At 27.2% G+C, this 25,410-nt stretch carries 25 protein-coding genes; 11 read left to right on the top strand and 14 right to left on the bottom strand.

Annotation, left to right across the window (positions count from 1 at the left end):
• Positions 1–232: 232 nt before the first annotated feature.
• From BHYOB78_RS11185 to BHYOB78_RS11170, 4 genes are all read left to right on the top strand, one after another.
• Positions 233–667 carry a PTS sugar transporter subunit IIA gene (locus BHYOB78_RS11185; protein ID WP_012670893.1) on the top strand — a complete coding sequence of 145 codons (435 nt, stop codon included), beginning with the start codon at positions 233–235 and terminating at the stop codon, positions 665–667.
• A gap of 102 nt (positions 668–769) precedes the next feature.
• A complete protein-coding gene (locus tag BHYOB78_RS11180; protein ID WP_012670892.1) occupies positions 770–1,201 on the top strand; it encodes a PTS sugar transporter subunit IIA in 432 nt (143 codons plus the stop codon).
• Between the two features lie 37 nt (positions 1,202–1,238).
• A complete protein-coding gene (locus BHYOB78_RS11175) occupies positions 1,239–2,042 on the top strand; it encodes a Cof-type HAD-IIB family hydrolase (RefSeq protein WP_020064625.1) in 804 nt (267 codons plus the stop codon).
• Between the two features lie 87 nt (positions 2,043–2,129).
• Complete coding sequence (locus BHYOB78_RS11170) at positions 2,130–3,170, top strand: hypothetical protein (protein ID WP_020064624.1); 1,041 nt, start codon at positions 2,130–2,132, stop codon at positions 3,168–3,170.
• Here BHYOB78_RS11170 and BHYOB78_RS11165 read toward each other — a convergent pair.
• Entirely contained in the window at positions 3,167–3,898 is a 732-nt protein-coding gene (locus BHYOB78_RS11165) for a ComF family protein (protein WP_012670889.1), read from the bottom strand. The genes BHYOB78_RS11170 and BHYOB78_RS11165 overlap by 4 nt on opposite strands.
• An 11-nt stretch (positions 3,899–3,909) precedes the next feature.
• Positions 3,910–4,701 carry a prohibitin family protein gene (locus BHYOB78_RS11160; protein WP_012670888.1) on the bottom strand — a complete coding sequence of 264 codons (792 nt, stop codon included), beginning with the start codon at positions 4,699–4,701 and terminating at the stop codon, positions 3,910–3,912.
• A 225-nt stretch (positions 4,702–4,926) separates the two neighbouring features.
• On the opposite strand from BHYOB78_RS11160, the gene BHYOB78_RS11155 reads away from it, so the two are divergent.
• Positions 4,927–5,859: an alpha/beta fold hydrolase gene (locus tag BHYOB78_RS11155; RefSeq protein WP_012670887.1), complete on the top strand. Its 933-nt coding sequence runs from the start codon at positions 4,927–4,929 to the stop codon at positions 5,857–5,859.
• Between the two features lie 409 nt (positions 5,860–6,268).
• Here BHYOB78_RS11155 and BHYOB78_RS11150 read toward each other — a convergent pair whose 3' ends face one another.
• The 8 genes from BHYOB78_RS11150 to BHYOB78_RS11120 form a co-directional block, all read right to left on the bottom strand.
• Positions 6,269–6,757 carry an NUDIX domain-containing protein gene (locus BHYOB78_RS11150; RefSeq protein ID WP_020064623.1) on the bottom strand — a complete coding sequence of 163 codons (489 nt, stop codon included), beginning with the start codon at positions 6,755–6,757 and terminating at the stop codon, positions 6,269–6,271.
• Between the two features lie 21 nt (positions 6,758–6,778).
• Positions 6,779–8,137, bottom strand: coding sequence for a tRNA lysidine(34) synthetase TilS (tilS, locus tag BHYOB78_RS11145; RefSeq protein WP_020064622.1), 1,359 nt, complete (start codon positions 8,135–8,137; stop codon positions 6,779–6,781).
• A 9-nt stretch (positions 8,138–8,146) separates the two neighbouring features.
• The gene (locus BHYOB78_RS11140) at positions 8,147–9,061 is read right to left on the bottom strand and encodes a DUF1848 domain-containing protein (RefSeq protein ID WP_020064621.1); all 915 of its coding nucleotides are present in this window, start codon (positions 9,059–9,061) and stop codon (positions 8,147–8,149) included.
• Positions 9,062–9,073: 12 nt separating this feature from the next.
• Complete coding sequence (locus BHYOB78_RS11135) at positions 9,074–9,697, bottom strand: MBL fold metallo-hydrolase (RefSeq protein WP_028331340.1); 624 nt, start codon at positions 9,695–9,697, stop codon at positions 9,074–9,076.
• A 25-nt stretch (positions 9,698–9,722) separates the two neighbouring features.
• Positions 9,723–10,478 carry a lipocalin/fatty acid-binding family protein gene (locus BHYOB78_RS11130; protein ID WP_012670882.1) on the bottom strand — a complete coding sequence of 252 codons (756 nt, stop codon included), beginning with the start codon at positions 10,476–10,478 and terminating at the stop codon, positions 9,723–9,725.
• Between the two features lie 42 nt (positions 10,479–10,520).
• Positions 10,521–10,904, bottom strand: a complete 384-nt coding sequence (locus tag BHYOB78_RS11125) for a PepSY-like domain-containing protein (protein WP_020064620.1) — start codon at positions 10,902–10,904, stop codon at positions 10,521–10,523.
• Positions 10,905–10,930: 26 nt separating this feature from the next.
• Positions 10,931–11,074, bottom strand: coding sequence for a hypothetical protein (locus tag BHYOB78_RS13645; RefSeq protein ID WP_012670880.1), 144 nt, complete (start codon positions 11,072–11,074; stop codon positions 10,931–10,933).
• 142 nt (positions 11,075–11,216) lie between these two features.
• Entirely contained in the window at positions 11,217–11,672 is a 456-nt protein-coding gene (locus tag BHYOB78_RS11120; protein ID WP_020064619.1) for a PepSY-like domain-containing protein, read from the bottom strand.
• 171 nt (positions 11,673–11,843) lie between these two features.
• On the opposite strand from BHYOB78_RS11120, the gene BHYOB78_RS11115 reads away from it, so the two are divergent.
• Positions 11,844–13,190 (top strand): MATE family efflux transporter, encoded by a 1,347-nt coding sequence (locus BHYOB78_RS11115; protein ID WP_020064618.1) that lies wholly within the window; start codon positions 11,844–11,846, stop codon positions 13,188–13,190.
• Between the two features lie 81 nt (positions 13,191–13,271).
• Here the strand turns inward: BHYOB78_RS11115 and BHYOB78_RS11110 are convergent, their stop codons facing one another.
• Together BHYOB78_RS11110 and BHYOB78_RS11105 are read right to left on the bottom strand one after the other, a co-directional pair.
• On the bottom strand, positions 13,272–14,246 hold the full coding sequence (locus BHYOB78_RS11110) for a cobalamin biosynthesis protein CobD/CbiB (protein ID WP_012670877.1): 975 nt from the start codon (positions 14,244–14,246) through the stop codon (positions 13,272–13,274).
• Between the two features lie 43 nt (positions 14,247–14,289).
• A complete protein-coding gene (locus tag BHYOB78_RS11105; protein WP_012670876.1) occupies positions 14,290–14,874 on the bottom strand; it encodes a histidine phosphatase family protein in 585 nt (194 codons plus the stop codon).
• A 248-nt stretch (positions 14,875–15,122) separates the two neighbouring features.
• On the opposite strand from BHYOB78_RS11105, the gene BHYOB78_RS11100 reads away from it, so the two are divergent.
• The 4 genes from BHYOB78_RS11100 to BHYOB78_RS11085 all read left to right on the top strand — a co-directional run bounded on the left by BHYOB78_RS11100 (position 15,123) and on the right by BHYOB78_RS11085 (position 21,720).
• On the top strand, positions 15,123–17,519 hold the full coding sequence (locus tag BHYOB78_RS11100; protein WP_020064617.1) for a sodium-translocating pyrophosphatase: 2,397 nt from the start codon (positions 15,123–15,125) through the stop codon (positions 17,517–17,519).
• Between the two features lie 326 nt (positions 17,520–17,845).
• A complete protein-coding gene (locus BHYOB78_RS11095; RefSeq protein WP_012670873.1) occupies positions 17,846–19,681 on the top strand; it encodes a methyl-accepting chemotaxis protein in 1,836 nt (611 codons plus the stop codon).
• A gap of 114 nt (positions 19,682–19,795) precedes the next feature.
• Entirely contained in the window at positions 19,796–20,557 is a 762-nt protein-coding gene (locus BHYOB78_RS11090) for a hypothetical protein (protein ID WP_020064616.1), read from the top strand.
• Between the two features lie 182 nt (positions 20,558–20,739).
• Complete coding sequence (locus tag BHYOB78_RS11085; protein ID WP_020064615.1) at positions 20,740–21,720, top strand: P1 family peptidase; 981 nt, start codon at positions 20,740–20,742, stop codon at positions 21,718–21,720.
• A gap of 152 nt (positions 21,721–21,872) precedes the next feature.
• Here the strand turns inward: BHYOB78_RS11085 and BHYOB78_RS11080 are convergent, their stop codons facing one another.
• The gene (locus tag BHYOB78_RS11080; protein ID WP_012670870.1) at positions 21,873–22,592 is read right to left on the bottom strand and encodes an SDR family oxidoreductase; all 720 of its coding nucleotides are present in this window, start codon (positions 22,590–22,592) and stop codon (positions 21,873–21,875) included.
• Between the two features lie 137 nt (positions 22,593–22,729).
• On the opposite strand from BHYOB78_RS11080, the gene BHYOB78_RS11075 reads away from it, so the two are divergent.
• The gene (locus BHYOB78_RS11075; RefSeq protein WP_020064614.1) at positions 22,730–23,086 is read left to right on the top strand and encodes a winged helix-turn-helix transcriptional regulator; all 357 of its coding nucleotides are present in this window, start codon (positions 22,730–22,732) and stop codon (positions 23,084–23,086) included.
• Between the two features lie 193 nt (positions 23,087–23,279).
• Here BHYOB78_RS11075 and ftsH read toward each other — a convergent pair whose 3' ends face one another.
• Positions 23,280–25,376 (bottom strand): ATP-dependent zinc metalloprotease FtsH, encoded by a 2,097-nt coding sequence (gene ftsH, locus BHYOB78_RS11070; protein ID WP_012670868.1) that lies wholly within the window; start codon positions 25,374–25,376, stop codon positions 23,280–23,282.
• Positions 25,377–25,410: the final 34 nt, after the last annotated feature.

Genomic DNA, 25,410 nt, shown 5'->3' with positions numbered 1-25,410 from the left:
ATTAACTTCCAATTTGTAAATATATTTTTCATTATATAGTATTATAACCTATTTATACAAAATTTGTTATATTTTAATAATTTATTATCGTAATTTCTATTTTTATATATTAAATGCAACATAAGTTTAGTATTTTGAAACTTTTTCGTACATAATAAATAATAATTGACAAATAATAAAAATAAAAGTATAATATTATAATAAATAAAAGTTTATTATTTTTGGAGTTTTTATGCTAAAAGAACTTATAAGAAACAAAATAGATATAGTTGATAGTATGGATAATTGGGAAGATGCTATAAAAAAAGGAGCTGAACTTCTTATTGAGAATAAATGTATAGAGCCTAGATATGTAGACTGTATTATAAATAATATTAAAGAAAGCGGACCTTATATCGTACTTGGTGATGGAATGGCTATGTCTCATGCCAGACCTGAGGATGGCGTTATAAGCAATGGTATTACTCTTTTAAAAATAAAAAATGGTGTAGACTTTGATGAAAATAATAAAATATTCTTATTATTTACTTTGGCTGCCGAAAATAATGATAATCATCAAGAATTAATGGAAGAAATTGCTGATTTATTAAATGAAAGCGAAAAAATTAAAAGAATAATGTATGATGAATTAACTGATTTAGAAATATACGATATTATATTACAGTAATTTTAATTAAAACCTTTTATAATAAAAATATTATTTTCCATAATATAATTTACAAATTCAAAAATTGTTTTATTATATAAATAAAATAATTTTGGAGTTTTTATGTTAAAAGAGTTTTTAGAAGGTAATATAAAAATTGTGCAAAATGTTTCGAATTGGGAAGAAGCATTAAAAATAGCTGCAAAATCTTTAATAGATAATAAAAATATAGAAGAAAGATATGTTCAGGCTATAATAGATGATGTATATAAATACGGTCCTTATATTGTTCTTATAGATGGTGTGGCAATGCCCCATTCAAGACCTGAAAATGGTGTATTTAAAAGAGGAATGAGCTTTTTAAAAGTAAAGGACGGAGTTGATTTTTATAAAACAGATGAAAAAGTGTATCTATTCTTTGTATTAGCAGCAGAAGATTCTGATGGACATCAAGAGGCTATATCTGAATTAGCCGAATTTTTAGGTAATGATGATAAAGTTAAAAAAATGATAAAAGAAGATTTAAATGAAGAAGAAATTTTATCATTATTGTAGAATTAATTTTTTATATTAACATTTTCGGAGATGTTTTTTGAATAATATTCAGCTTATAGCTACTGATTTAGACGGCACATTATTAAATAATAATCATCAAATAAGTGAGTATAATAAAAATATAATAAAAGCAGCCTCTAAAAAAGGAATAAAAACAATATTATCTACAGGAAGACCCACTTCAGCAGCAATTAAATTTTTATATGATTTAGATATTGATACTGAGCTTATATCATTTAATGGTGCTATGATAACAGATAAAAATTCTAATATTATATACCAAGAAAATTTAAATCCTAAAATAGGTATAGAGCTTATAAATATAGCTAAAAAATATAATATATATCATCAAGGCTTTTTAGGTGATAGATGGAATATTGGTTTTTTTGATAATAAATGGACTAATTTTTATATATCAATAGCTCAAATAGATAATTATATTATAGGATTTGACAATATAGAAGATTTTTCTTTCAGTAAGTTTATGTTTATAGGAGAAAATCATATATTAAAAAATATAGCTGAAGAATTAAATCGTACTTTTGGAAACAGTATATATTATGCATTTTCAAGACCTGTTTATTTAGAAGTTCATAGTCCTAATGCTTCAAAGGCTAATGCATTAAAATATTTAGCTGATAAATACAATATCAATTCTGATAATATAATGGCTTTTGGGGATAATAATAATGATTTGGAAATGCTTGAATTTGTGGGTATTTCTGTTGCTGTTGAAAATGCTGAGGATATAGTGAAATTAAAGTCTTTGTATACCGCTAAAAGCAATGAAGAAAATGGGGTAGGTATATTCATTAATGATATGCTTAATTTAAATATATAATTTTAAATAATAAAAACTTCAATAGAAACGCCTTTGACAAATTTACATTTTATTGATATATTTTTTAAGTTAGTTAGGAGTTTAATCATGCAAATATTTCAAGAAAAATTATTAAAAGCTTTAGAAATGTATCAAAACGATTTTGATAATATTATAGGAAGTTTTTTTGATGATAAAGAGAAATACAATAATTTAATAAGTAAATATTCATGCGAAATGGAAGATGATGTTGATAAAAATTATTTATTAAGAGCAAGACTTTCATTTTCTATTATATATTATAAAAATGTACAAGCTTTAAATAAAGAAGCTTTGAAAAATATAATCATTCATTTATTTAATGAAGAATTAAAAGACAGAGAAACATCAAAATATAAAGGTATAGGAATAGCATTAGAATCTTTAACATTTCTTCTAAGTAAATACAATAAAGATAATAAAGATTTATTTGAAAAAGCAAAAAAGATAAATACTGATTGTGCCATTGGTTATGACAGCAATGTGAGATTTGAAACTGATATAGAAAAATTAACTATTCAGTATTGTATGCATTATGCTTTAGAGTTGGGATTTAAAGATTTATATTATGAATTAATAGATGTATGGAAATCAAGCATTAAAAATTGGGATAGAATTAATTTAGAGAGACTTAGAGATTTTGAAATTGAAATAGGAAATAAAGAAGGGGAATTAGATGCTAATAAAAAACTTTATGAGATTGTAAAAAACGATTATGATAAAAATAAACAAAATCAGGCATTATCAAAGAAGTATTTATTTTATTTAGTTTCATATTTAAGTAATTATTCAGAGAATTTAATAAGGCTTTCAAATTATGATGAGGCTTTGAATATTATTTTATTAAATATTGATGATATAAAATCTATTAATAATAATGCTTTTTATAAAGTTCATGCCGGCATATCAATAGTAGATAGTGCATTAAAAATTCTAATTAATAAAGAAAATAATGATAATATAAATTTATTATGGGATTTTATAAAAATAGCTTTTGTTAATGAGCATGCTCCTTATACAAAAACTCTATATGATGATTTCTTAAAAGCATGTGATAAAATGAATGATGCTGAATTAAAAGAGAAAGTTGAAAAAGAGATGAAAAACTAAGCACGGGCTACGGTAAGCAAACCTATTTTGTTAATGCATTCTAGTTTCTTAATCTCTTTAGAAATTTCATTTAAAGTGCTTCCCGTGGTAAGTACATCATCTATTATAAGAAGATTTATTTTATTATGATCGCTGTAGTCGGTATTTATCACAAAAGCATTTTTTATCATGTTTAATCTTTCAGTTTTACTGTTTAAAGAACTTAATGCTTTAGTTTCTTTTTGTCTGAATATTATATCATCTATTAATTTTATATTTAGAATTTTAGATATTGTTTCTGCTATGATTTCGCTTTGATTGTATCCTCTTTCCAAGAATCTATTTTTACCAAGAGGCACAAAAGTAACGGCATCATAACTTTTAATATAATCTTTATAATAATAACTAAGCATAGCAGCAAAGTCTTTACAAATTAAATATCTATGAGAGAACTTCATTTTGTGAATCAAATCTATTGTATGATTATTATAATAAAGCATAGATTTGCATTCATCAAAATAAAGTTCTTCATCTTTGCAAATGCATATTGATTTTTCACTTTCTAAAACTTTACCGCATTTAGGGCATCTTATATATTCATCTTTATGTATATAATCCAAATTTTTATTTATGCAGTCAATACAAACATAATTCATATTATTACTTTGCATTAACTCTCCGCATATTATACAGTGATTAGGAAATATTAAAGATAATATATTATTTATAATATGCTTGTAAAATTTCATTTATCATTTAATTATTTTACTTGTATCATAGGTGTAACGCCTGAACCTGAAACTTGAGGCATTTTACCATCCCATTTCTCTATATACATTCTCTGTATTAAAAGAGGAGTTAAAGATTCCTGCATTATTCTATTAGCTTCTGCTATACCTTTAGCTTTTGTTATTTCAGCTTCAGCTTCATATCTTACTTTTTCTAATGCATTTTGTGCTGTTAAAGCATCTTGAGAAGCTATCAATTTTCTTTCTATTGCCTGATCAAATTCATCAGAAAAATCATGCTCTATGATAGAACATGCAGCAACTGTGATGCCGTAATCCTGAAAATCGCTCATAACTTCTTTTAAAAGTTCTCCAGCCATTTCATTTCTTTTTGTTATGAATTCTTCTATAGTATATCTTGCAGAAACAGCATTCAAACTCTCTGATATTCTAGGATTAACTAGTTTGTTTTTATAATCTGTTCCGAATTTTCTAAATAAATCCAAAGCATCACCTGTTATAGAGTACTGAACATTCAAAGTCATAGATATTGTCTGCATATCCTTTGATGATACAGCATAAGTTTTTTCTACAGTCTGCTCTCTTACTTCCATAGTTTTTATTGTATCTATAAAAGGTATTCTAAAATGAAGTCCAGGATCTTCCTCTGATATTGCTTTACCCAATCTGCTTCTTATTCCCACTTCTCCTGTTGATACTATTGTAACGCTGGAAAATATTAAAAATCCCACAATTAAAACCACAGGCAATGCTATAAAAAGTATAGAATGCAGCCTATTTGAATTTACATTTATTATTCTCATATGTCCCTCCTTAATGTATTAAAATATTAAAATATAAATAATTTTTTTGCAAGTATATCCTATTGGGGTATTATATATTACACTGAAATATATATAAAATATTAATTGCATTAAGAAAAAAAATACTATATAATTTATCCTACTATTTACAAATAATAGCTGTATTAATTATGTCAAATTGAATAATAGTCTAAAATAGTAATTTTTTATTATCGGAGTCTTTTTATGGAAATGCTTAATAGAGTTTTAATATCAGATGATGGTCATAGAATGTATACATATATTTTTAAGCCTGATTCCAAACCAAAAGCAATAGTTCAGATAGTTCATGGACTTGGAGAGCATGCCGGAAGATATAAAGAGATTGCTGAAAAACTCAATAAAGAAGGATTTTTAGTTTGTGCCGATGATCATAGAGGATTCGGAAGAAGCACTGTAAGTAAAGATCAAATAGGGCATATGGGCGATAAAAACGGACATGAACTTATTATAGAAGATATGAGGCATTTAATGGTAAATACTAAAGCTGATTATCCTAATCTTCCTTATTTTATGATGGGGCATAGTATGGGTTCTTTTCTTACTAGAGGTTTTTTAATTAAATATCATAAAGATTTAAATGGCGCTATAATAATGGGTACTAGAGGAAAACCTAAGGGAATAGAGAACTTAGGAAAAACTATAGCTAATATTCAGAAGTCATTATTCGGGGGAAGAAAAAGAGCTTATTTACTCGACAAATTATCAGTAGGCGGATACGGTAAAAAATTCTTCCCTAAAGATAATTCAGATTTGGCATGGCTTACTTCGGATAAAGAAGAAATTAAAAAAGCCCAGGAAGATGAATACTTTGCAAATAAACCTGCAAGTATAGAAACATATATACAATTATTTGAACTTATTGATAAAATTTCAGATAAGGATAATTACTCTTCTATGGATAAAAATTTCCCTATACTTTTAATATCAGGAGCGAAAGACCCTGTAGGAGATATGGGAAAGGGCGTTAAATGGGTTCATGAAATGTATGAATCATTAGGATTCAAAGATGTTACTATAAGTCTTTATGAAAATGGAAGACATGAAATACTTAATGATGTTCAAAGAGATGATGTAGCTAAAGAGATAATTGCTTGGCTTAATGCTCATATAGCATAGTATTACTATATGATATTTTTATAAAGCATAGGTATAATTATTTATACTTATGCTTTTTTAATAGTATATATTAAAAATTTTTAACTTTGTCAAAATTAGTTTTTATATTGTTATTATTTTCAGGGGCTAGCCCTACGAAGTACACAGACGTGCCGAACCCCAAGTTCTTTTGTTGACACAAAGAACCTATATCCTCGACAGACTCGGATACGCTTCGCGAAAGACTGCATTTTTGACATAAAATTACAGTATTATATTACATTTAACACATATTCTTAAAATATTAAGCTGTAGTATATGCGTTTTCGCGAAGCGTGCCTGTGGCAGCAACTTTTTTGAGCGACAAAAAAGTTGATAATACATTTACAAAATATAAAAATTGACAAAATGTAATTGTTTAGGTATAAATTTAATCATAATAGGCATAAGAACCTAATTCTCTTGATGCATCATAATCCTCTTTTATACTCATGGCATATTTATTTTCTGAGTTAATAAATTTTAAACATGATTTTATTGCTTCTTTTGAAAGCGGAGGGACATCTTTTTTATTTAAAGCTTCTTCTACATCAAGCCAAATTACTTCGCTATTTTCACTGTCATTAACTTTTGCCTCTCCTGAAATATATTCTGCTCTGAAAACTAAATACCAATCATTTTCAGTAAAACGCATTGATACTATTTCTTTTGCCTTTACTTTTACATTTGTTTCTTCTAGTACTTCACGCTCAGCAGCTTCAGCAGGCAGTTCTCTTTCATTTATGAATCCTCCCGGTATTATAAGAAGTCCTTTTCCTCTGCCGTAATTATGACGTCCTAGAAGAACTTTACCGTCCTTTATTACTACACAGCCAACGCCTTTTCCAAATATCATTCTTTCATTATCCGAAAATGCCATTTATTATTCCTTTTTAATTAATCATTCTTTATCATAATAAACATTTATTTCTAATATATATTCATCATCTTTATTTACAGCAGCATTTTTTGATATTCTATTTAATCCGTAAGGCTCTAAATATAATGCTAGTATATCATCATTTTCTGAAGTTATTATTGGTATTAATTCTCTCTCATACAAAGGTATTTTTAAATCTATGAAAATTTTTCTTAAATATTTTTTATTTCCATTAGGATAAGCATTTATAAAGTCAGATTCTTTTTTATTTCTTATTATTAATGGATAATCTGCTTTTATATACATATTATCCTTATAATTAATATTTTTATTTAATACAGTTTTTATTTCTATTTTTTTATTTAAAAAATTATATATTCCATCTTTTTCAATTCTTATAAAATTATTTGTTTTCGTATTATCAAGTTTTTTTTCTATAGCTTTTATATTAATATAATTATATTCTTTTATCAAATAAAAATTATCTAGTCTTAATTTTATATTCGGTTTATCTGATTTTATCACTTTTAATATTTCTGAAACTCTTTTCTCCGTTATCTCTATATTATTTTTGGCTAAAAATTTAACTATGATTTTTTTTATAAAAAGTTCATTAGTATTTTTTATTTTTTCTATATTAAGTTTAGTATTTTTTTTATATATATTTTTTTTGTATAATTTATTAATTTTTTTTCTTAATATATATGTTTCTTCATAGCTTCTTTTTGCAAATCTTATAATATTGTTTTTAGCATTTGTATTTATTTCTTCAAGCATTGGTATTATCAAATTTCTTATCTTGTTTCTAGAATAATAATTTTTTTTATTTGAAACATCTTCTCTATGTTCAAGATTATTATTTCTAGCATACGCTTCAATATCTTTTCTATAGAAATTTAAAATAGGTCTTAAGATGTATCCTTTTTTATCTCTTAAACTTTTATAGACATTAGTTCCAGCCCCTTTAATCATTCTGTAAATTATAGTTTCAGCTAAATCATCTTTATTATGTGCTATTAATAAATAGTCGTATATTTTTTTATTATGAAGTTCTTCAAAAAAATTATATCTGTCATTTCTAGCTTCAAGCTGAATATTTTTTCCGTTATAGCTGTTAGGTTTTATTTCTTTGACATATATTTCTATATTATATTTCTTGGCCATATCTCTTGCGAATAATTCATCATTTGTAGAATCTTCTCCTCTAAGATTATAATTAACATGTATTATTATTAAATTGAATGATAACTCATCTTTTAATCTGTACGCAATATTAAGCAAAACTTGAGAATCTATTCCGCCTGAATATGCTACGGCTAAAGTTTTATTTTTTATATCATCTATATTTGAAATCAGAAAATTATAAGTTTCTTTTAACATAAAAATATCCTAAAGTTTAAATACGGCATTTTTTTCATTAATTATTATTTTTCTTTCTTGTATATTTATATTTTTATTATCAATTAAATTTTTATCTGATAATATTTCATTGTTTGCATCATAATCTTTTAATATATTTTTTGAATTGGCATAGCAGTATATACATCCGTTAGTACATGTATTATACATTCCTATATCAATACTTTCTATACAATTGCATAATTTTCTTTGAGATTTATCCTTTTTTTCTTTTATAGAATATCCTAATATTTTTTGTATTCTTTCTTTATCTATGCAGGCTGATTTTTCCACTCTTATATTTGTTATATTATCAAAATCTTGAGAGCAGGATTTTAATTTTATATTATTTTTTTCAGATATTTCTTTCATATTTTCTATTAATAAAAGTTTATCATTATCATTTATATTTTTAATATTATTTTTTATCTTTGAATATATTTGCACAAAACTGAATATGCATTCATCTGTATAACCATTTAAACTATCAGCAAAGTTTTTGAAATTATTTATATGATAATGAGTATCAAAATCATCATTCAAAATAATAGGATCATATCTCCATATAATTTTTTCTTTACCGAATAATTTGCTTATAGTTTGAAAGTTTTTTATTAATAAATTTTTATCAGGTATATTTATTTCTATATTCTTGTCATAAGGTGTGATAGTGAAATGCAGATAGAACTCGTACCCTAAATCTCTAACTTCTTTTAAAAAATCTATATTAGGATTCTTTGACCAAAATACTATTATATCAACTATATTTTTATTTAATGGTATTTTGTAGAAATTATTTTTGCTTATAGGATTTTGTGTAATAACATATTCTTCTTTTAATCTATTCAAAAACCATTTAGTATGTAAAGAAGGTATATCGGTTCTTCTGCTTGCACTTATTATCATTTTGTATTTAGATTAAAAGACACCCATTTTCTTTCTTTGGGATAATTTTACTCCATAAGCATCATGTCCAGGATATAATAGAGTATCATCATCTAAAGCAAATACTTTTTTGGATATGCTTTCTTCTAATGTAGGAAAATCGCCTGTAGGAAAATCTGTTCTTCCTATTCCGTAAGCAAATATTGTATCGCCGCAGAATAAATGTCCTTTAGTATAAAAGCATACGCCTCCTCTTGTATGTCCTGGAGTATGTATAACTTTGAACTCTATATCTTTTAATTTGAAAGTATCGCCGTCATTGAATTGTATTTCAGGGCTTTGGCATTTTATTACGCTTCCCAAATATGAACTTACATTTAATCCTCCGTCCTGAAAGAAATCATAATCCATACTGTGTACGCAATGAGGAACATCTGGAAATTCGTTTCTTATGTCATCTGCACCAGATATATGGTCAAAATGTCCATGAGTATATATTACTCTTACTAGCTTTTTTCCTTCTAATATTTTTTTATAAGCATTATAATTATTTAATTGTGCTGCATCTATAATCATAGCTTCATCATCAGCTATTACTACATAAGAATTCATACCGTACATATTATTATTTATGCAATATATTTGTAATTCGCTCATTATTATTTCTCCTGTATTTTGTAAATTATTTTTTTTCTGTCTCTGTAAGGAAAATATCCATAGTATCAAGCATTCCAGACATAGTATTATATTTGATTATTTTTCTTGTTTTATCATCTTTTTCAATATAGGCTGCTATTTTAGGAAGAAATATTGAGAATGGAATTCCTTCTATTTTTATTTCCATTTCATAGCATTCTTTTTCTTCATTTTGTATTTTTATTTTTTTTATTCCGTTATTAAGTATGGACACTCTTATTTTATTATCTTTAGAAGTCATAGGCATAATAATATTCATTTCATTTGTTGCCTCAAGAGGGAAAGTTCTAGCTATTTGATAGGCTCCGTACATAGAGAATATGGCCAAAGAACCTTCTGCATTTGTATAATTTACCTTGCCTCTTATATCGAATGTATGCTCCATAGTACCGAAATCATAATAATCTATAGTTTTATTATAAACAGTTCTCATATTTACAAGATCTATTTTAGAATACATTTCTGACTTTCTAATATTCGTCATCATACTTTCTTCAAGTAAGAACGGATCTTTTAATTTATTTGTTACATAACCTTTTATAGATGTTTCTTTAATATTCCAGTATCCGTTATTATCTATAGATGTTTCTGTATATATTATTACAGCATTATTTTTCTTTCCTGATACTCCTTTATGAACAAAATACTCATTTTTTTGAAAAGATGGAATATTAGTATAAGAATAATATTGTGCAAATAAAAATGAATTTAATATAAAAAAAATTATCAATATGTTTTTCATTTCAATATAATAACCTTAAAAATACAAATTTCAATATATATTTCATACATTTTTTATTTTTAATATATTCCCTTCAATATCTATTATGATTATATTGCTGTTGATTTCTATTTCATATTTATTTTTTCTTTTAATGATTCTGTATATATTAAAATCTGTATATTTATTTTTTATAGTTTTTATTATTTCTTTTTCTATATTATTATCTTCAGAAAGTTTTTCTATTATATTAAATGGTATTTCATTTCCGTTTCCTATTACAGAAATCCATTCTCCTTTTGTATTAAAATTTATTGATGAACCGCCTTTAAATACTGCACTATATGATGAATTAAATGTTACTTTAAATACATAATAATCAGAAAAGTATGTCTCTATAAATTCTCTTGCTTTTTGAGGCAGGCTTTTTAATGAAAGAATATCCATAATTATCCTTATTGCAGCTATAGAAATTATTTATGTTCTTCATTCTTTTCTTTTTCTATCATATCTTCTAAGTATGCCTTTAAAAAGATATAATTATGAGCATCATCGAGATTTTGATTATTTTCAATTTTTCTATTTAGAAATTCCACTAATTCTTCTTTTGTTTTCATATATATAAACTCCTTTAATAATTAAAGTAATAATTTTTTGGGTTAAACAATATAATATTATTTAGAGTATGTCAATCCATAAGTTATCAGTTATGCTGTGTATAAATAAATTGAAAACTATAATTTTTATTAATTGATTATTTTAGGCTTTCTTGGTTTTTAAAATATTTCCTTCATAATCTATATAAATATAATATGCATCATCTACTTTGAATTCATATCCTTTACTTTTTTTATTTATATTATTTATAGTTGTATATTTATTTTTTATAATATTCATTATTTTAGCATCAATAAATTTTGAAGCTATATTAATTGGTATAATTTTTCTATTTCCTATTATTGAAGTCCATTCGCCTTTTATATTAAAATTTATTGATGAACCGCCTTTGAAAATAACTATATAATGAGATGAAACAGCAGCACTATGTACTTCATATTCGCTAAAGTATGTATTTACAAATTCCTGAATATTATCTGGCAGTGAAGTATATGGTATAAATTTTATATTTCCTCCATCATCAAAAAATATGAAAGAAGAAGATACTATATATAATATTAATATTAGAAAGTAAAATTTTATATTATATTTAGTCATAATTCTTTCCTCTTTATATTAATAATTTTAAATATATATTAAAAGTTAAATATTTCAATATTAATAAAAAAGTAAAAAATCGTACTTTTTCTATTGACAAACAAATAAACATGTATATAATACTCTATTACTAATAGTACGAAATAAGACTATATTTTAAAGGAGTTTATTATGATGAATATTCAAAAAATGGATAAGTCTTTTTTCAAATATGTTTTACCTGCTATAGTATCAACTATGCTTGGAGGATTTTATATAGTTGTAGACGGTTTTTTCGTTGGCAATTCTATGGGAGATATTGGGCTTACTGCGATTAATTTAGTTTATCCTATAGGTACTTTGCTTATGGCAGTAGCTATTATGCTTGGTATGGGAGGCTCTGTTATAATGTCAACATATCTTGGAGAGGGTAATATAGAAGGATTTAATAGGGCTAAAGTAAATACTTTTATTTCTTTAATATTAGCTAGTATAATATTAACTATTGTTCTTCTTTTATTAAAAAACAGTCTTATATATTTACTTGGTGCAAGAGATGAGGTATTTAAACAGGCTGATTCATATATTACTACTATAATTTTAGGAGGCAGTTTTCAAATAATATCATTTGGAAGCATGCCTATAATAAGAAATTCAGGAAAAACTATTCATGCCATGAGTTTTATGGGAGTTGGACTTATAACAAATATTATTCTTGATTATTTATTTTTAATGGTGTTTAGATTAGAAATGTTTGGTGCTGCTTTAGCTACAATAATAGCTCAAGGATTAGTTGCTTTGATAGCTGTTTATTATTTATTTATAAGAAAGAAAAACAGAACAAAAATAAGATTATCAGATTTTGATTTATCTATGACAAAGAGAGCTTTGCAAATAGGATTATCTCCATTTGGTTTGGTTATGGCTCCTTCTCTTATAGTGATATTTAATAATCTTCAATGCATCAAATACGGCGGATATTTAGGAACTACTGCATACTCTGTAATGAATTATATATACGGCTCTATTTTGCATTTATTTGAGGGAGTTGCAGAGGGCTGTCAGCCTATGATAAGTTATTTTAAAGGTGCATGCAGAAATGATCTTATGAGAAAAGTATTTAAAAAAGGTATATTATTTGATATTATACTTGGAGCTTTTCTTATAATAATAGTATTGATTTTTAGAAATAAACTTGGAATATTATTTGGGGCATCTATAGAAACTAATGCTATAATAAGTTTGGGGCTTCCTATAATATCATCAGGTTTTATATTTCAGCCTATAGTAAGACTTGGAACTGCATATTTTTATTCATCAGGAGAAAGCATATATTCTACGCTTTTAACATATATAGATCCTTTTCTTGTAAGTCCTTTATGTATATTGATACTTCCTTTATTCTTGAAACTTAATGGTGTTTGGTTTGCTGTACCTGCATCACAGTTAATATTAGCTATTTTGTTTTTATTTATATTTTATAATACGAATTTAAAGAATGATAATTTAGTAAGTAAAGCAGTTTATCAAAATGAATAGTTAGTATAAAAAATATAGGCTTTAAATAATAATCAATATTATATTATTTAAAGCCTATAATTATATTTTTTATTTATCATTTTAAAATATTGAAGATATGAGCATAGAAATAAGCTTGATGATTATCAATGCTGCTAAAGCAAATATAGCAGAAGTTAATATAAATTTATTAGCTTTTTCTATATGATTAGGATTTAAATCTTCTAAATATTCACCAACCAATGGTCTGTCGAATATTTCCCCATCTTTTATATATTCACCTCCAAGTTCTATATTCATAGGTCCCGCAATTCCTGCTTCTAATCTTGCCTTATTAGTTTTACCGTCTTTTTTCAAAACAGAAATTGCATTTTTATATTCATATTTGAAGAATATAGATGTGATAATACAAATTAAAGCAGTAAAGAATGAGGGTATTATATTTAATATATAGCATAATTTAATATTAAATATTCCAAATATATCATCAGTTTTATTTTCATCTAAATATATAGTATCAGAAGAACTTTCAGAAAGCACATAAATAACTTTATATGCTATACATAAAGGAGCTCCTCCTAATAGTAAAAATATAGCAGGGTATATATAATCTTCAGCAATGCTTATTATAGTATATTCTATTGTATTTTTTATCATTTGTTCATCTTCAATATCATCAGCATCCACTTCAGCATTTTCTTTCAAAAGAGACTTAGCTTTTTTTATATCGCCTATTATTAAACTATGATATATATATGAACTTATTTCCAAAGGCTTTCTAATACCTAATGTTATATAACATAGTGCAAGTTCTATTATTAATCCTAATATAAAATGTACTTTGTATAAAAGCATTAAAAGAAAGAAAGGAATTAAAAAACATATTGCTATGAGTATCAAAGATGATAATATTCCTATTATAGAAGCTAATATTTTATTTTCAGCATTTCCTTTTTTTCTGAATAAATCTTCAGCTATAAAATGAAGCCTTGATATAAAAACAAAAGGATCAAATTTAATGTTTTTTATAAATATATTTAAAAGAAAAGATATAGGAAGTATTAATAATATTTTCATGTTGTTTATTCCAAAAAAGTTATTACTAATAATCATCGTAAAATTATAACTTTTCTATAATATTTATATTATTTTTATCATCTATTTCTGCATAATATCCGCTTCCATTTTGTAAAAGATAATCATAAAAATTTAATTTTTGATTATCATATCTGCTGAATATAGACATAATAACACCACCATGGGTTACAATAGCGGTATAATCTAAATTATTTTTTTTCATATCTTCTATTATATAGAAGTAAGCATTTTCTGTTCTATTAAAGAAATTTTCAGAAGTTTCACCATTTGGTACATTGCTTTTCCAATTAGTTCTGAAAAATTCTTTATAGTAAGGATTATTTTTTAATTCATCATGGTTTTTGCCCTCAAAATCCCCGAAACATCTTTCTCTCAAATCGTCTATAACTTTTTTATCCATATCATTAAAATATATATCAGCTGTTTCTAGGCATCTTTTCATAGGGCTACAATATAGTTTTTGAACAGGCTTATATTTTTCTATTATATTTTTTTTATTAATTAATACTTCTTTACCAGCTTCAGATAATGGAGCATCGGTAGAACCAAGCCATCTTCCTTCAGCATTTAATTGAGTTTGACCATGGCGTATGAACAATATTTTCATATGATACTCCGAATATAATATTTTATTTTATTAGATAATGTTAACATTATAATAATAGTTTATTTTTTTTCAATAATATAATGTAATTTTTTAGTATATAATGTATAAATTAATAGTGTGAAAAAAATACAATATAGGTCTAGTATGTATTAAAAATACCGTAAAAATCAATTGACAATTTATACAATTTGGGTTATAATCAATAACTGTACAAAATCTAACAAAATTCAAAAAAATAGGGTATGTGTATGAATTATGAAATATTAGCTGAAAACGCCCGCTTTTTTACAATATCAGCGGCAATTTTGACACTAGCGTTTGCCTTCTATTTCTATAAATGGATGCGTAAACAAGATGAAGGTAATGAAACTATGAAAGAAATAGCTTCACATGTACGCTCAGGTGCTATAGCTTATCTTAAACAACAGTATAAAGTTATAGCTTTCTTCTTTGCTGGAGCTTTCATTATTTTTGCTATTCTTTCTTATGCATTAAAAGTGCAAAACCCTTTCATTCCTATAGGTTTCTTAACAGGCGGTTTCTTCTCTACTTTGTCTGGTTTCTTAGGTATGAAAACTGCTACTTATGCATCTGCTAGAACTGCAAATGCTGCTAGCAAGTCTTTAAATGAAGGTTTAACAATAGCTTTCCGTTCTGGTGCTGTTATGGGACTTACTGTTGTAGGTCTTGCTTTATTTGACATTTCATTATGGTTTATAGTATTAAATGTATGGCTTGATAATAGTTTATTTGGTACAGACTTCCTTAATTTAGCTGCTACAGGCATAGCTAAAGGTACTGCCGAATATACTGCTGCTAAAATGCACTTTGTAACTACTACAATGCTTAGCTTTGGTGTAGGTGCTTCTTTCCAAGCTTTATTTGCTCGTGTTGGAGGCGGTATATTTACTAAAGCTGCTGACGTTGGTGCTGACTTAGTAGGTAAAGTTGAAGCTGGAATACCTGAAGATGACCCAAGAAACCCTGCTGTTATAGCTGACAACGTAGGTGATAACGTAGGTGACGTTGCTGGTATGGGTGCTGACCTTTATGAATCTTATGCAGGTTCTATACTTGCTGCTATGAGTTTAGGTTCTGCTGCTTTTGGATATATTAATCCTGATGTAAGTCCAATATTTGCTGTATCTCTTCCTATGATACTTGCTGCTATTGGTACTCTTTCTTCTATTATAGGAGTATTCTTCGTTAAAACTAAAGAAGGTGCTACTATGGGAGAATTATTAAAGTCTTTAAGAGTTGGTGTTTATGTGAGCAGTGCTATAATCATTGTAGTTGCTTTCTTACTTGTAAAAGCTTTACTTCCAAACAATTTAGGATTATTCGTTTCTATAATTGTAGGACTTATAGCTGGTAACGTAGTTGGTTTCTTCACTGAATATTATACTGCTGCTGAATACAGACCTACTCAATGGGTAGCTGAACAATCTAAAACAGGTCCTGCTACAGTTATAATCGGCGGACTTGCTGTAGGTATGCAATCTACTTTAATACCTGTTGTTACAGTAGTTATATCTATAATATTAGCATTCGGTTTCGCAGGCGGTTTCGGTGCTGAAGCTTCTGCATTCTCTCAAGGTTTATATGGTATTGCTTTGGCTTCTGTTGGTATGTTATCTACTTTAGGTATCACATTAGCTACAGATGCTTATGGTCCTATAGCTGACAATGCTGGTGGTAACGCTGAAATGTCTGGACTTCCTGAAAGCGTTAGAGAAAGAACTGATGCTTTAGACTCTTTAGGTAACACTACTGCTGCTACTGGTAAAGGTTTCGCTATTTGTTCTGCTGCTTTAACTGCTATGGCTTTGATTGCTGCTTATATTGAGGAAATTAAAACTTCTTTAGGAAGAATGATAAATACTGGTAATCTTACTTCTATAGATATAGGTACTGTTCAATATACTGCTAACAGTGCTAAAGAATTATATGACAAAGTTGTTTATAGTTTAGGTATGAATGAGTTTATGAATGCTTTCAATATTCACTTAATGAACCCTAAAGTATTAATAGGTATATTTATTGGTGCTATGTTAGTATTCTTCTTCTGTGCTTTAACTATGAAAGCTGTTGGACGTGCTGCTGCAGGTGTTGTAGAAGAAGTTAGAAGACAATTCAGAGAGATTAAAGGTTTATTAGCTGGTGAAAAAGGCGTAAAAGCTGATTATGAAAAAGCTGTTCAAATCTGTACTAAATCTGCTCAGAAAGAAATGATTGTTCCTTCTGTATTAGCTATTATCGTACCTGTTGTAGTTGGTTTCTTATTCGGAGTACCTGCTGTTATAGGTATGTTAGTAGGAGGATTAACTGCTGGATTTGCTATGGCTGTTATGATGTCTAATGCCGGCGGTGCTTGGGATAATGCTAAAAAATACATCGAAGCTGGTAATTTAGGCGGTAAAAAAATCATCGATGAAAAAACAGGTGAAAAAATTACTAACCCTAACCATGCTGCTGCTGTTATAGGTGATACAGTTGGTGACCCATTCAAAGATACTTCTGGACCTTCAATCAACATCCTTATCAAATTAATGAGCTTGATAAGTGTTGTATTTGCTGGTGCTATAGTTGCTTTCTCACCAAAAATTCAAGCAATATTAGGTATTGCTGATCAAATTATTAAGTAATCAATTTTATTTAATATAAATTATAAGCTGTCTGACTTCAATAAAAAGTTGGGCAGCTTTTTTATTTTTTATAATATTTGTTGTAAAAAAAATTTTTAGAAAAATGTGTAAAAGTAAAAAAATATTTTAGATTTTTATTGACTTTATCAGTTTTTAATTTATAATCATCTTTTATTCAAGAGTTTAAATATATCAATTTTTTGTTTTAATAATGAAACTATTATAATAGCAGATACTGCATTTTTACTAATTATAACCTTTGTTAAAAATTTTTTTATTATCAATATTATATATTTATATAAAATAGTTTTATAAAAGGAAAATATATGAGAAAAATACATTCTATAAGGGTTAAAATGCCTATAGCCATAAGCATTTTAAGTACAATTTTTTTAGTCTTGATAGTGGCGATATTATCATACAGATCGCATGCAATAGTGAAAAATTCAACATTATCTGGTTTTGATAATACAGTTAATGGTTACAAAGATATGCTTGATGTTTGGCTTGATGACAGCAGGAATTTAATAAAAACTTATGCTGTATCTCCTATAGTAAGAAATTATTTAGTAAACAGAGAGATTGATATAAGAAGTACACTTACTGAATTTGAAGCAATTAATGAATATGTACTTGATATAGGCATAACAGATACTAATGGTATAATTTTAGACAATGTTAATAGTGTAAAAATAGGTGAAAATATAACAACAGTAAGACCTAATATTTTAAATATTCTAAAGAAGAACAATAATGAAGCATCTTTTGATGACAGTATACAAAAATCAAGTGCTGATAAAAAATGGTCATTAGCAGTTATTTGTGGAGTAAAATATAATGGGGAATATGTTGGAAATGTATATATGATCATGGATTGGGAGGATTTGGCTGCTAAACTTCAGGAATTGAAATTGCCTGAAAGAACTAGAATATTTGCTATTGATGATGATAATACCGTTGTATTAGATACAAAAAATGAGATTAATACCAAGGCTAATGATGCATACGGTTCAATAATAAAAGGAGGTATGTCTTCTGGTGTTATGAATTATATATCTTCTGTAAGTCATGATCCTAGAACAGCAGTTTACAGCAGACTTGAGAATTTAGATTGGTATTTAATTATGGCTATGGATGATAAAGTTATTTATAAGGCTAATAATGACTCTATAATAATATCTATTATAATATGTATTTTATCTATCATTTTTATTAATGTATTTGCTTTTCTTTATATTAAAAAAGTTACTCATCCTCTTAAAGTTTTAATGCAGCATGCTACTAGTATATCAGAAGGAAATATAAATGCTTATATTAAAGATAATTATGGAAAAGATGAATTTGGACAATTGGAAAAAGTATTTGATGTTATGAGCAGCAGATTAGCTGAAGTTGTTTCTAATGTTAATAATGCTTCAAGGGAGATAATGACAGCAGCACAAAGTATGATGGAAAGCAGTAATGAATTATCTGTAAGAACTGATTCGCAGTCATCTAGTCTAGAGGAAACAGCTGCTAGTATAGAGGAAATGGTTTCTAATATAAAAACTTCTACTGAAAAATCTTTACTTGGAAAGGATATGATGTCAGAATCTATGCAGTATATAGAAAATGCTGCAAGCATAATTGCACAAACAGCCTCAAATATAGAAGAAGTTTATCAGGCTAGCGAGAAAATAAAAGATATTACAAAGATTATTGAGGATATTGCTTTTCAAACTAATATATTGGCTCTTAATGCTTCAGTAGAGGCAGCACGTGCCGGAGATCAGGGAAAGGGATTTGCTGTTGTTGCTTCTGAGGTAAGAAATCTTGCTCAAACTACCCAGGCTTCAGTTAAAGATATAACAGAATTGGTAGATAATACTTCTCAAAAAATAGATACAGCCACTCAAACAGCAAAACAATCTCAGGAAATATTTGTGGACTTACAGAATAAAGTATCAGATACTTCAAAATTAATGGAGACAATCACTTCAAATGCCTTAGAGCAGGAATCAGGTACTAATCAAATAAGTATAGAAGTGAATAATATGGAAACTGCTACAACTCAGAATGCTGCTTTAGCTGAAAATTCAAATGAAATTTCAAGAAATTTAGTTGAAAAAGCAGAGTTTTTGGAAAGAAGTATTGAGTTTTTTAAGATTTCGCATAATAGATAATTGATTTTTTCATATATAATAAATATTAGCTGTCTTACTTAATTTTAGTTAGACAGCTTTTTTTATTTTAAATAATTTATATAATATAAATTATTAAATATTAGAGGTTATACTATGAAAATAGTTAAATATTTTTTATTTGTAAACATTTTAATTATAACTATTACATATAGTGCATTTGCTAGTTTAGAGATAAATTTCAATGGACATTATGGAATTGCTTTTCCATTTAATTCTATAAAAGTAAATGATAAATATAAAAATACTATTTATGACAGTGTTGACGGTACTTTAGGTTTTGAGGGTCTGTTATTTTTCCAAATTGGAAATTATTTTAAGTTATTTGAAGATGATTATACAAGTATTGTTAAAGGAGTAAGTTTATTTGGAGATATTGGTTTTAGCGTTAATGCTTTGATGTCTGATTATAAAGAAAACAATAAAAAATATACAGAACTTATGGCATTTTATTCTATTATGGTTGGAGCTACAGTTAAATTAAATTTCAGTAAAATGTCTATAGGATTTGGTACAGGAATATTAGCACCTGTATATGCTATGGTAGCATCAAGTAGGTATATAGGACTTATGTCAGCACCTAATTTAAATAATTGGAATGTTAATGATATGAGAAATCTATTTAAAGCTCCTATAATGCCTTATATAAAACTTACTGTTGAAGGATTTATATATTTAGTTCCTAATTTTGCTATTAGCGTAGGAGGATATATGATGTATAATTTCGGTATGCAGTACAAAACTGATGTTGTTAATAATAATTTAGGTAATGATATATATAAAAAATATAATTTTTCTGATTTATCTATAGGTTTAGTTTTAGGTATATCTTTAGGAAGAAGTGATGGATATAATTAATATATAATTATTATTAAAAATATAATTATTTACATATAAAAATTATCATAAATTAATTTACTTAATCCTGACCACACAAACCTTATTTTCTAATATGTGTATTATAAAAAATAGTTTGCATTTCTTTTTATTTTGTTTTATAAATATAATATGCAAACAAATAAATAAATTAGGATAAGATTATGAAAGAGATAAAAATAACAGATATAGAAAATATAAAAATAGGAAATGCTGAGAACAAAGAGGCGGCAACAGGCTGTACAGTTATAATATGCGAAAGGGGAGCAGTTATAGGTTTAGATGTTAGGGGAGGGGGACCAGCTTCAAGAGAAAGTGAACTAACAAAGGCACAGGCTTCTACTGATGTAGTTCATGCTGTTCTTCTTAGCGGTGGAAGTGCATTCGGATTAGATGCTTCAGGCGGAGTTATGAAATATTTAGAGGAGAGAAATATTGGTTTTGATGTTGGCATTACAAAGGTGCCTTTAGTATGTCAGTCTTGTATATTTGATTTGAGAATTGGAGATTATAAAGTTCGTCCTGATATTAACATGGGCTATGATGCTTGTGTTAATGCTCAAAATAATAATCCTAAAATGGGTAATTATGGAGCTGGAACAGGTGCAAGTGTAGGAAAGATACTAGGTGCTGATTATGCTATGAAGTCAGGTCTTGGTTTTTACGCTGTACAAGTTGATGATGTTAAGATTGGGGCTGTAGTTTCTGTGAATGCTTTTGGTGATGTATATGATTATGACAGCGGTAAAATGATTGCAGGTCTTCTTAATGAAAATAAAAATGGATTTAGAAGTTCAGAAGAAGAGTTAATAAAAATCACACAGAATAATAATTTATCTTTTACTTCAAACACTAAAGAGAATACAACAATAGGTGCTATTATAACGAATGCTAAATTCACAAAATCACAAATGGGAAAAATAGCTTCAATGGCACATAATGGATTTGCAAGAACTATAAAACCTGTTCATACCACATTAGACGGAGACAGTATTTATGCTATGAGTGTGGGAGAAGTTAATGCAAATTTGGATGCTGTAGGTACAATTGCAGCTATTGTAATGGGTAAGGCTATAAATAATGCTGTTAGAAATGCTGAAACTTCTCATGGTTTTAAATGCTTAAATGACATAATGAAAAATTAATTATTATTAAAATATTGTTTTTATAAAAATAAACTAGAAGTACTGATTAAATATGTACTTCTAGTTTTTTATAAAAGAATATATTTTTGTGTTGGTAGGGTTAATAAATTAATAAAAAATTTAAATGATTTTATTTTTTAAGAATATATAAATTAATCTACTTGTTTAGTTTTTGCTATTACAATTTCTCTTACACATATATCCTGAGGCATATTATAGGCAAACTCTATACAATTAACAATATCAGAAGCATTAAGTCCATTTCCTATACTTCTTTTCCATTCAATATAATCAGATTTTATATTTTCATCTGTAGTATGGCTTAAAAGATTAGTTTCTACTACTCCGGGAGCTATAACTATTATCCTTACATTTTTATCAGCAACTTCTTCTCTTATACTTTCTGTAATAGCATGTACAGCAAATTTACTTCCGCAGTATATTCCATGATTTGTGAAAGTTTTTTTTCCAGCTATTGAACTTATATTAATAATAGTTCCTTCATTTCTTTTTATCATATCAGGAAGTATAACATTTGTAGTTGTAAGTATGCCATTAACATTTACATTAATCATGTTTTTCCATTCTTCATAACTTTGTTTATCAATATTTCCTAAAAGCATAACTCCTGCACAATTTATAAGCAAATCTGTTTTTCCATATTTTTCTTCAGCTATTTTTACTGCATTTTTTATTTCTTCTAAATTTGTAACATCAGCAGAAACACTTATAGAATTTTTTAAATTTAATTTTTCCATTATTTCTTTTCTTCTTGATATTAATAGAGTAGGATATCCATTTTCAGAAAATTTTTTAGCAGTTTCCATTCCTATACCTGAGCTTGCTCCTGTAATTACAACTAATTTTTTCATTGTAAAAAACTCCTTTATAAAAATAATTTATGATTTATAATACAGTATAGATAGAGTAAAACAAGAACGGAAATATTTGTTATTAAGTAACATGAATTTCACTGCATTATTAATTTTTATTAAAGGAAATAGTATTTATGAAAAAGATTAAAGTATCATCAGAGATAGGTGTTACACTTTATATGATAGGCGGTAAATATAAGCCAATAATACTTAATTATCTTATAGAAAATAAAACAAAAAGATTTAATGAGATGATGCGTTATATGAAGCCTATATCTCAAAGAACATTAACTAATCAGCTTAGAGAGTTGGAAGAAGATGGACTCATAAGCAGAAAAATATATCCAGAAGTTCCTCCAAAGGTAGAATATTCAATTACTAAGAAAGGCAAATCATTATATAAAATATTAGAAGCTATGTGCGAATGGGGAGAGAAAAATATTGATGAGAGATTTGAAATTACTAATCCTCAATGTTTAGAAGATGATTAATAACTTTTTATACACCAGCATTTAAAATTTATGTTTAAATACAATTTTTTTTGTTTTTTGTTTGAATTTGAAAAAGCAACCCAAGTTTTTATTAGGTTTATTGATTTTATTATAAAATAAGTTAATAAATAAAAATGCCGCAGCATAATAAATATACTAACGGCATTTATGATATTATCAGAAAAACATTTTTTTATTCTTCTGTTTTTTTCTTTTTAGTAGAAGAAGAAACTTTTTTCACACTTGATTTTTTTATAGATTTTACTTCTTCTTTATCAGATTTTTTAAGAGGTTTTATAGGAGTATTAAAAACTTCTTCCTTTACGCTTTTTACTTCACCTTCCTGATATGCTGAAGGATCTTCAAGCTCATCAGTACCTCTTTTTGGATCTTTACCAGCATAAACTAGCTTATCTTTAACTCTGTCTAATTTTACTTCGCATATTCTTTCTATATCTTCTATATCAAGAGATTCTTTTTCAAATAACTCTCTGGATAAAGATTCAAATTTATCAGCATTTTCAGCTATTAATTTTTTAGTTCTTTCATAAGCTCTCATTACAAATTTATGAACTTCTTCATCTATTTTCTGAGCTGTTTCTTCACTATAATCTTTATGTCTTGCAATCTCTTTTCCTAAGAAAATAGGCTGTTCTTTTTGTCCGAATGATATAGGACCAAGTCTGCTCATACCCCATTCGCATACCATTCTTCTAGCAAGTTCAGTAACTCTCTCTATATCATTAGAAGCACCTGTAGTTACAGAATCTTCACCGAATTTGAACTCTTCAGCAACACGTCCTCCAAGAAGTAAAGACATTTCATCAATAGCCTTTTTTCTTTGAAGTGTATATCTTCCATCAGCAGGTAAAGTCCAAGTAGCACCTAAACTTCTTCCTCTAGGAACAATAGTAACTTTATGCAAAGCATCTGTATTTTGAAGAAGTACAGCCATTAAAGTGTGTCCTGCCTCATGATAAGCAGTATTTAATTTTTCTTTTTCGCTTATTAATATGCTTCTTCTTTCAGGACCCATCATAACTTTATCGCGGGCTTCTTCAAAGTCAGAAAGTTCTACTCTTGGTTTATCATTTCTAGCAGCTATTAATGCAGCTTCATTAACCATATTAGCAATATCAGCACCTGAAAAACCAGGAGTTGCTCTAGCTAAATGATACAAATCTATAGAAGGATCATGCTGTATTTTAGCAACATGCACTTTAAATATTCCCTCTCTTCCTTTAACGTCAGGCAAATCAACAACAACCTGTCTGTCAAATCTTCCAGGACGAAGCAAAGCAGGGTCAAGTACATCAGGTCTGTTAGTAGCAGCAAATATTATGATTCTAGTATCAGTATTAAAACCGTCCATTTCAACAAGCATTTGGTTTAATGTTTGTTCTCTTTCATCATGACCGCCGCCGTATCCAGCACCTCTAGTTCTACCTACAGCATCAAGCTCATCTATAAATATTATACAAGGAGCAGATCTTTTTCCCTGTTCAAATAAATCTCTAACTCTTGAAGCACCAACACCTACAAACATCTCAACAAATTCAGAACCAGACATACTAAAGAAAGGTACATTAGCTTCTCCTGCAACAGCTTTTGCAAGTAAAGTTTTACCAGTACCAGGAGGGCCTACTAATAGTACTCCTTTAGGTATTTTAGCACCAAGTTTTGTAAATTTGCTTGCATCTTTTAAGAATTGTACAACTTCCTGTAATTCCTCTTTAGCCTCTTTACATCCTTCAACATCTTTAAAAGTTACTTTTACATCTTCTTTAGTGAGAAGTCTTGCTCTGCTTTTACCGAAGCTCATAGCTCTGTTATTAGAACCCTGAACCTGCCTGAACATAAAGAACCAAAGCAGAAATCCTATTAAGAGTATAGGAAGTAAGTTTACAAGTATAAGACTTAAATAACTAGGTTTTTCAGCTTCTCCTCTAACTTTAACATTATTATCTATAAGTAAGTTAACGAATCCGCTTGCAGTAAATGGTATATAAGAGTAAAAGTTTATCTCAGTAATTTTTCCATTAACTGTTTCTATAGCTTTACCATTTCTGATGTTCTGATCTACTATAGTAACTTCTTTAACAACTCCTTCTTTGACTTTTTGTACCACAGTAGAATAATCCCATTCCTGAGCTTTTACCTGCGGTGTTTTTTGAAAGTACATTATAGCCATTACTACAACCATTGTGAGAAGAAGTATGATTATAATTTGATTTCCGCCCCCTCCGGATTGCGGCATAGATTGTCTTCTATTATTTTTTTTACTACTCATGTATTCTCCAAACTTATTTTAACTTTTATATATA

The organism is Brachyspira hyodysenteriae ATCC 27164, from assembly GCF_001676785.2.
GTDB lineage: Bacteria > Spirochaetota > Brachyspiria > Brachyspirales > Brachyspiraceae > Brachyspira > Brachyspira hyodysenteriae.
The sequence above is the reverse complement of the archived record's forward strand: the minus strand, read 5'-3'. Positions and strand labels throughout refer to the sequence as shown.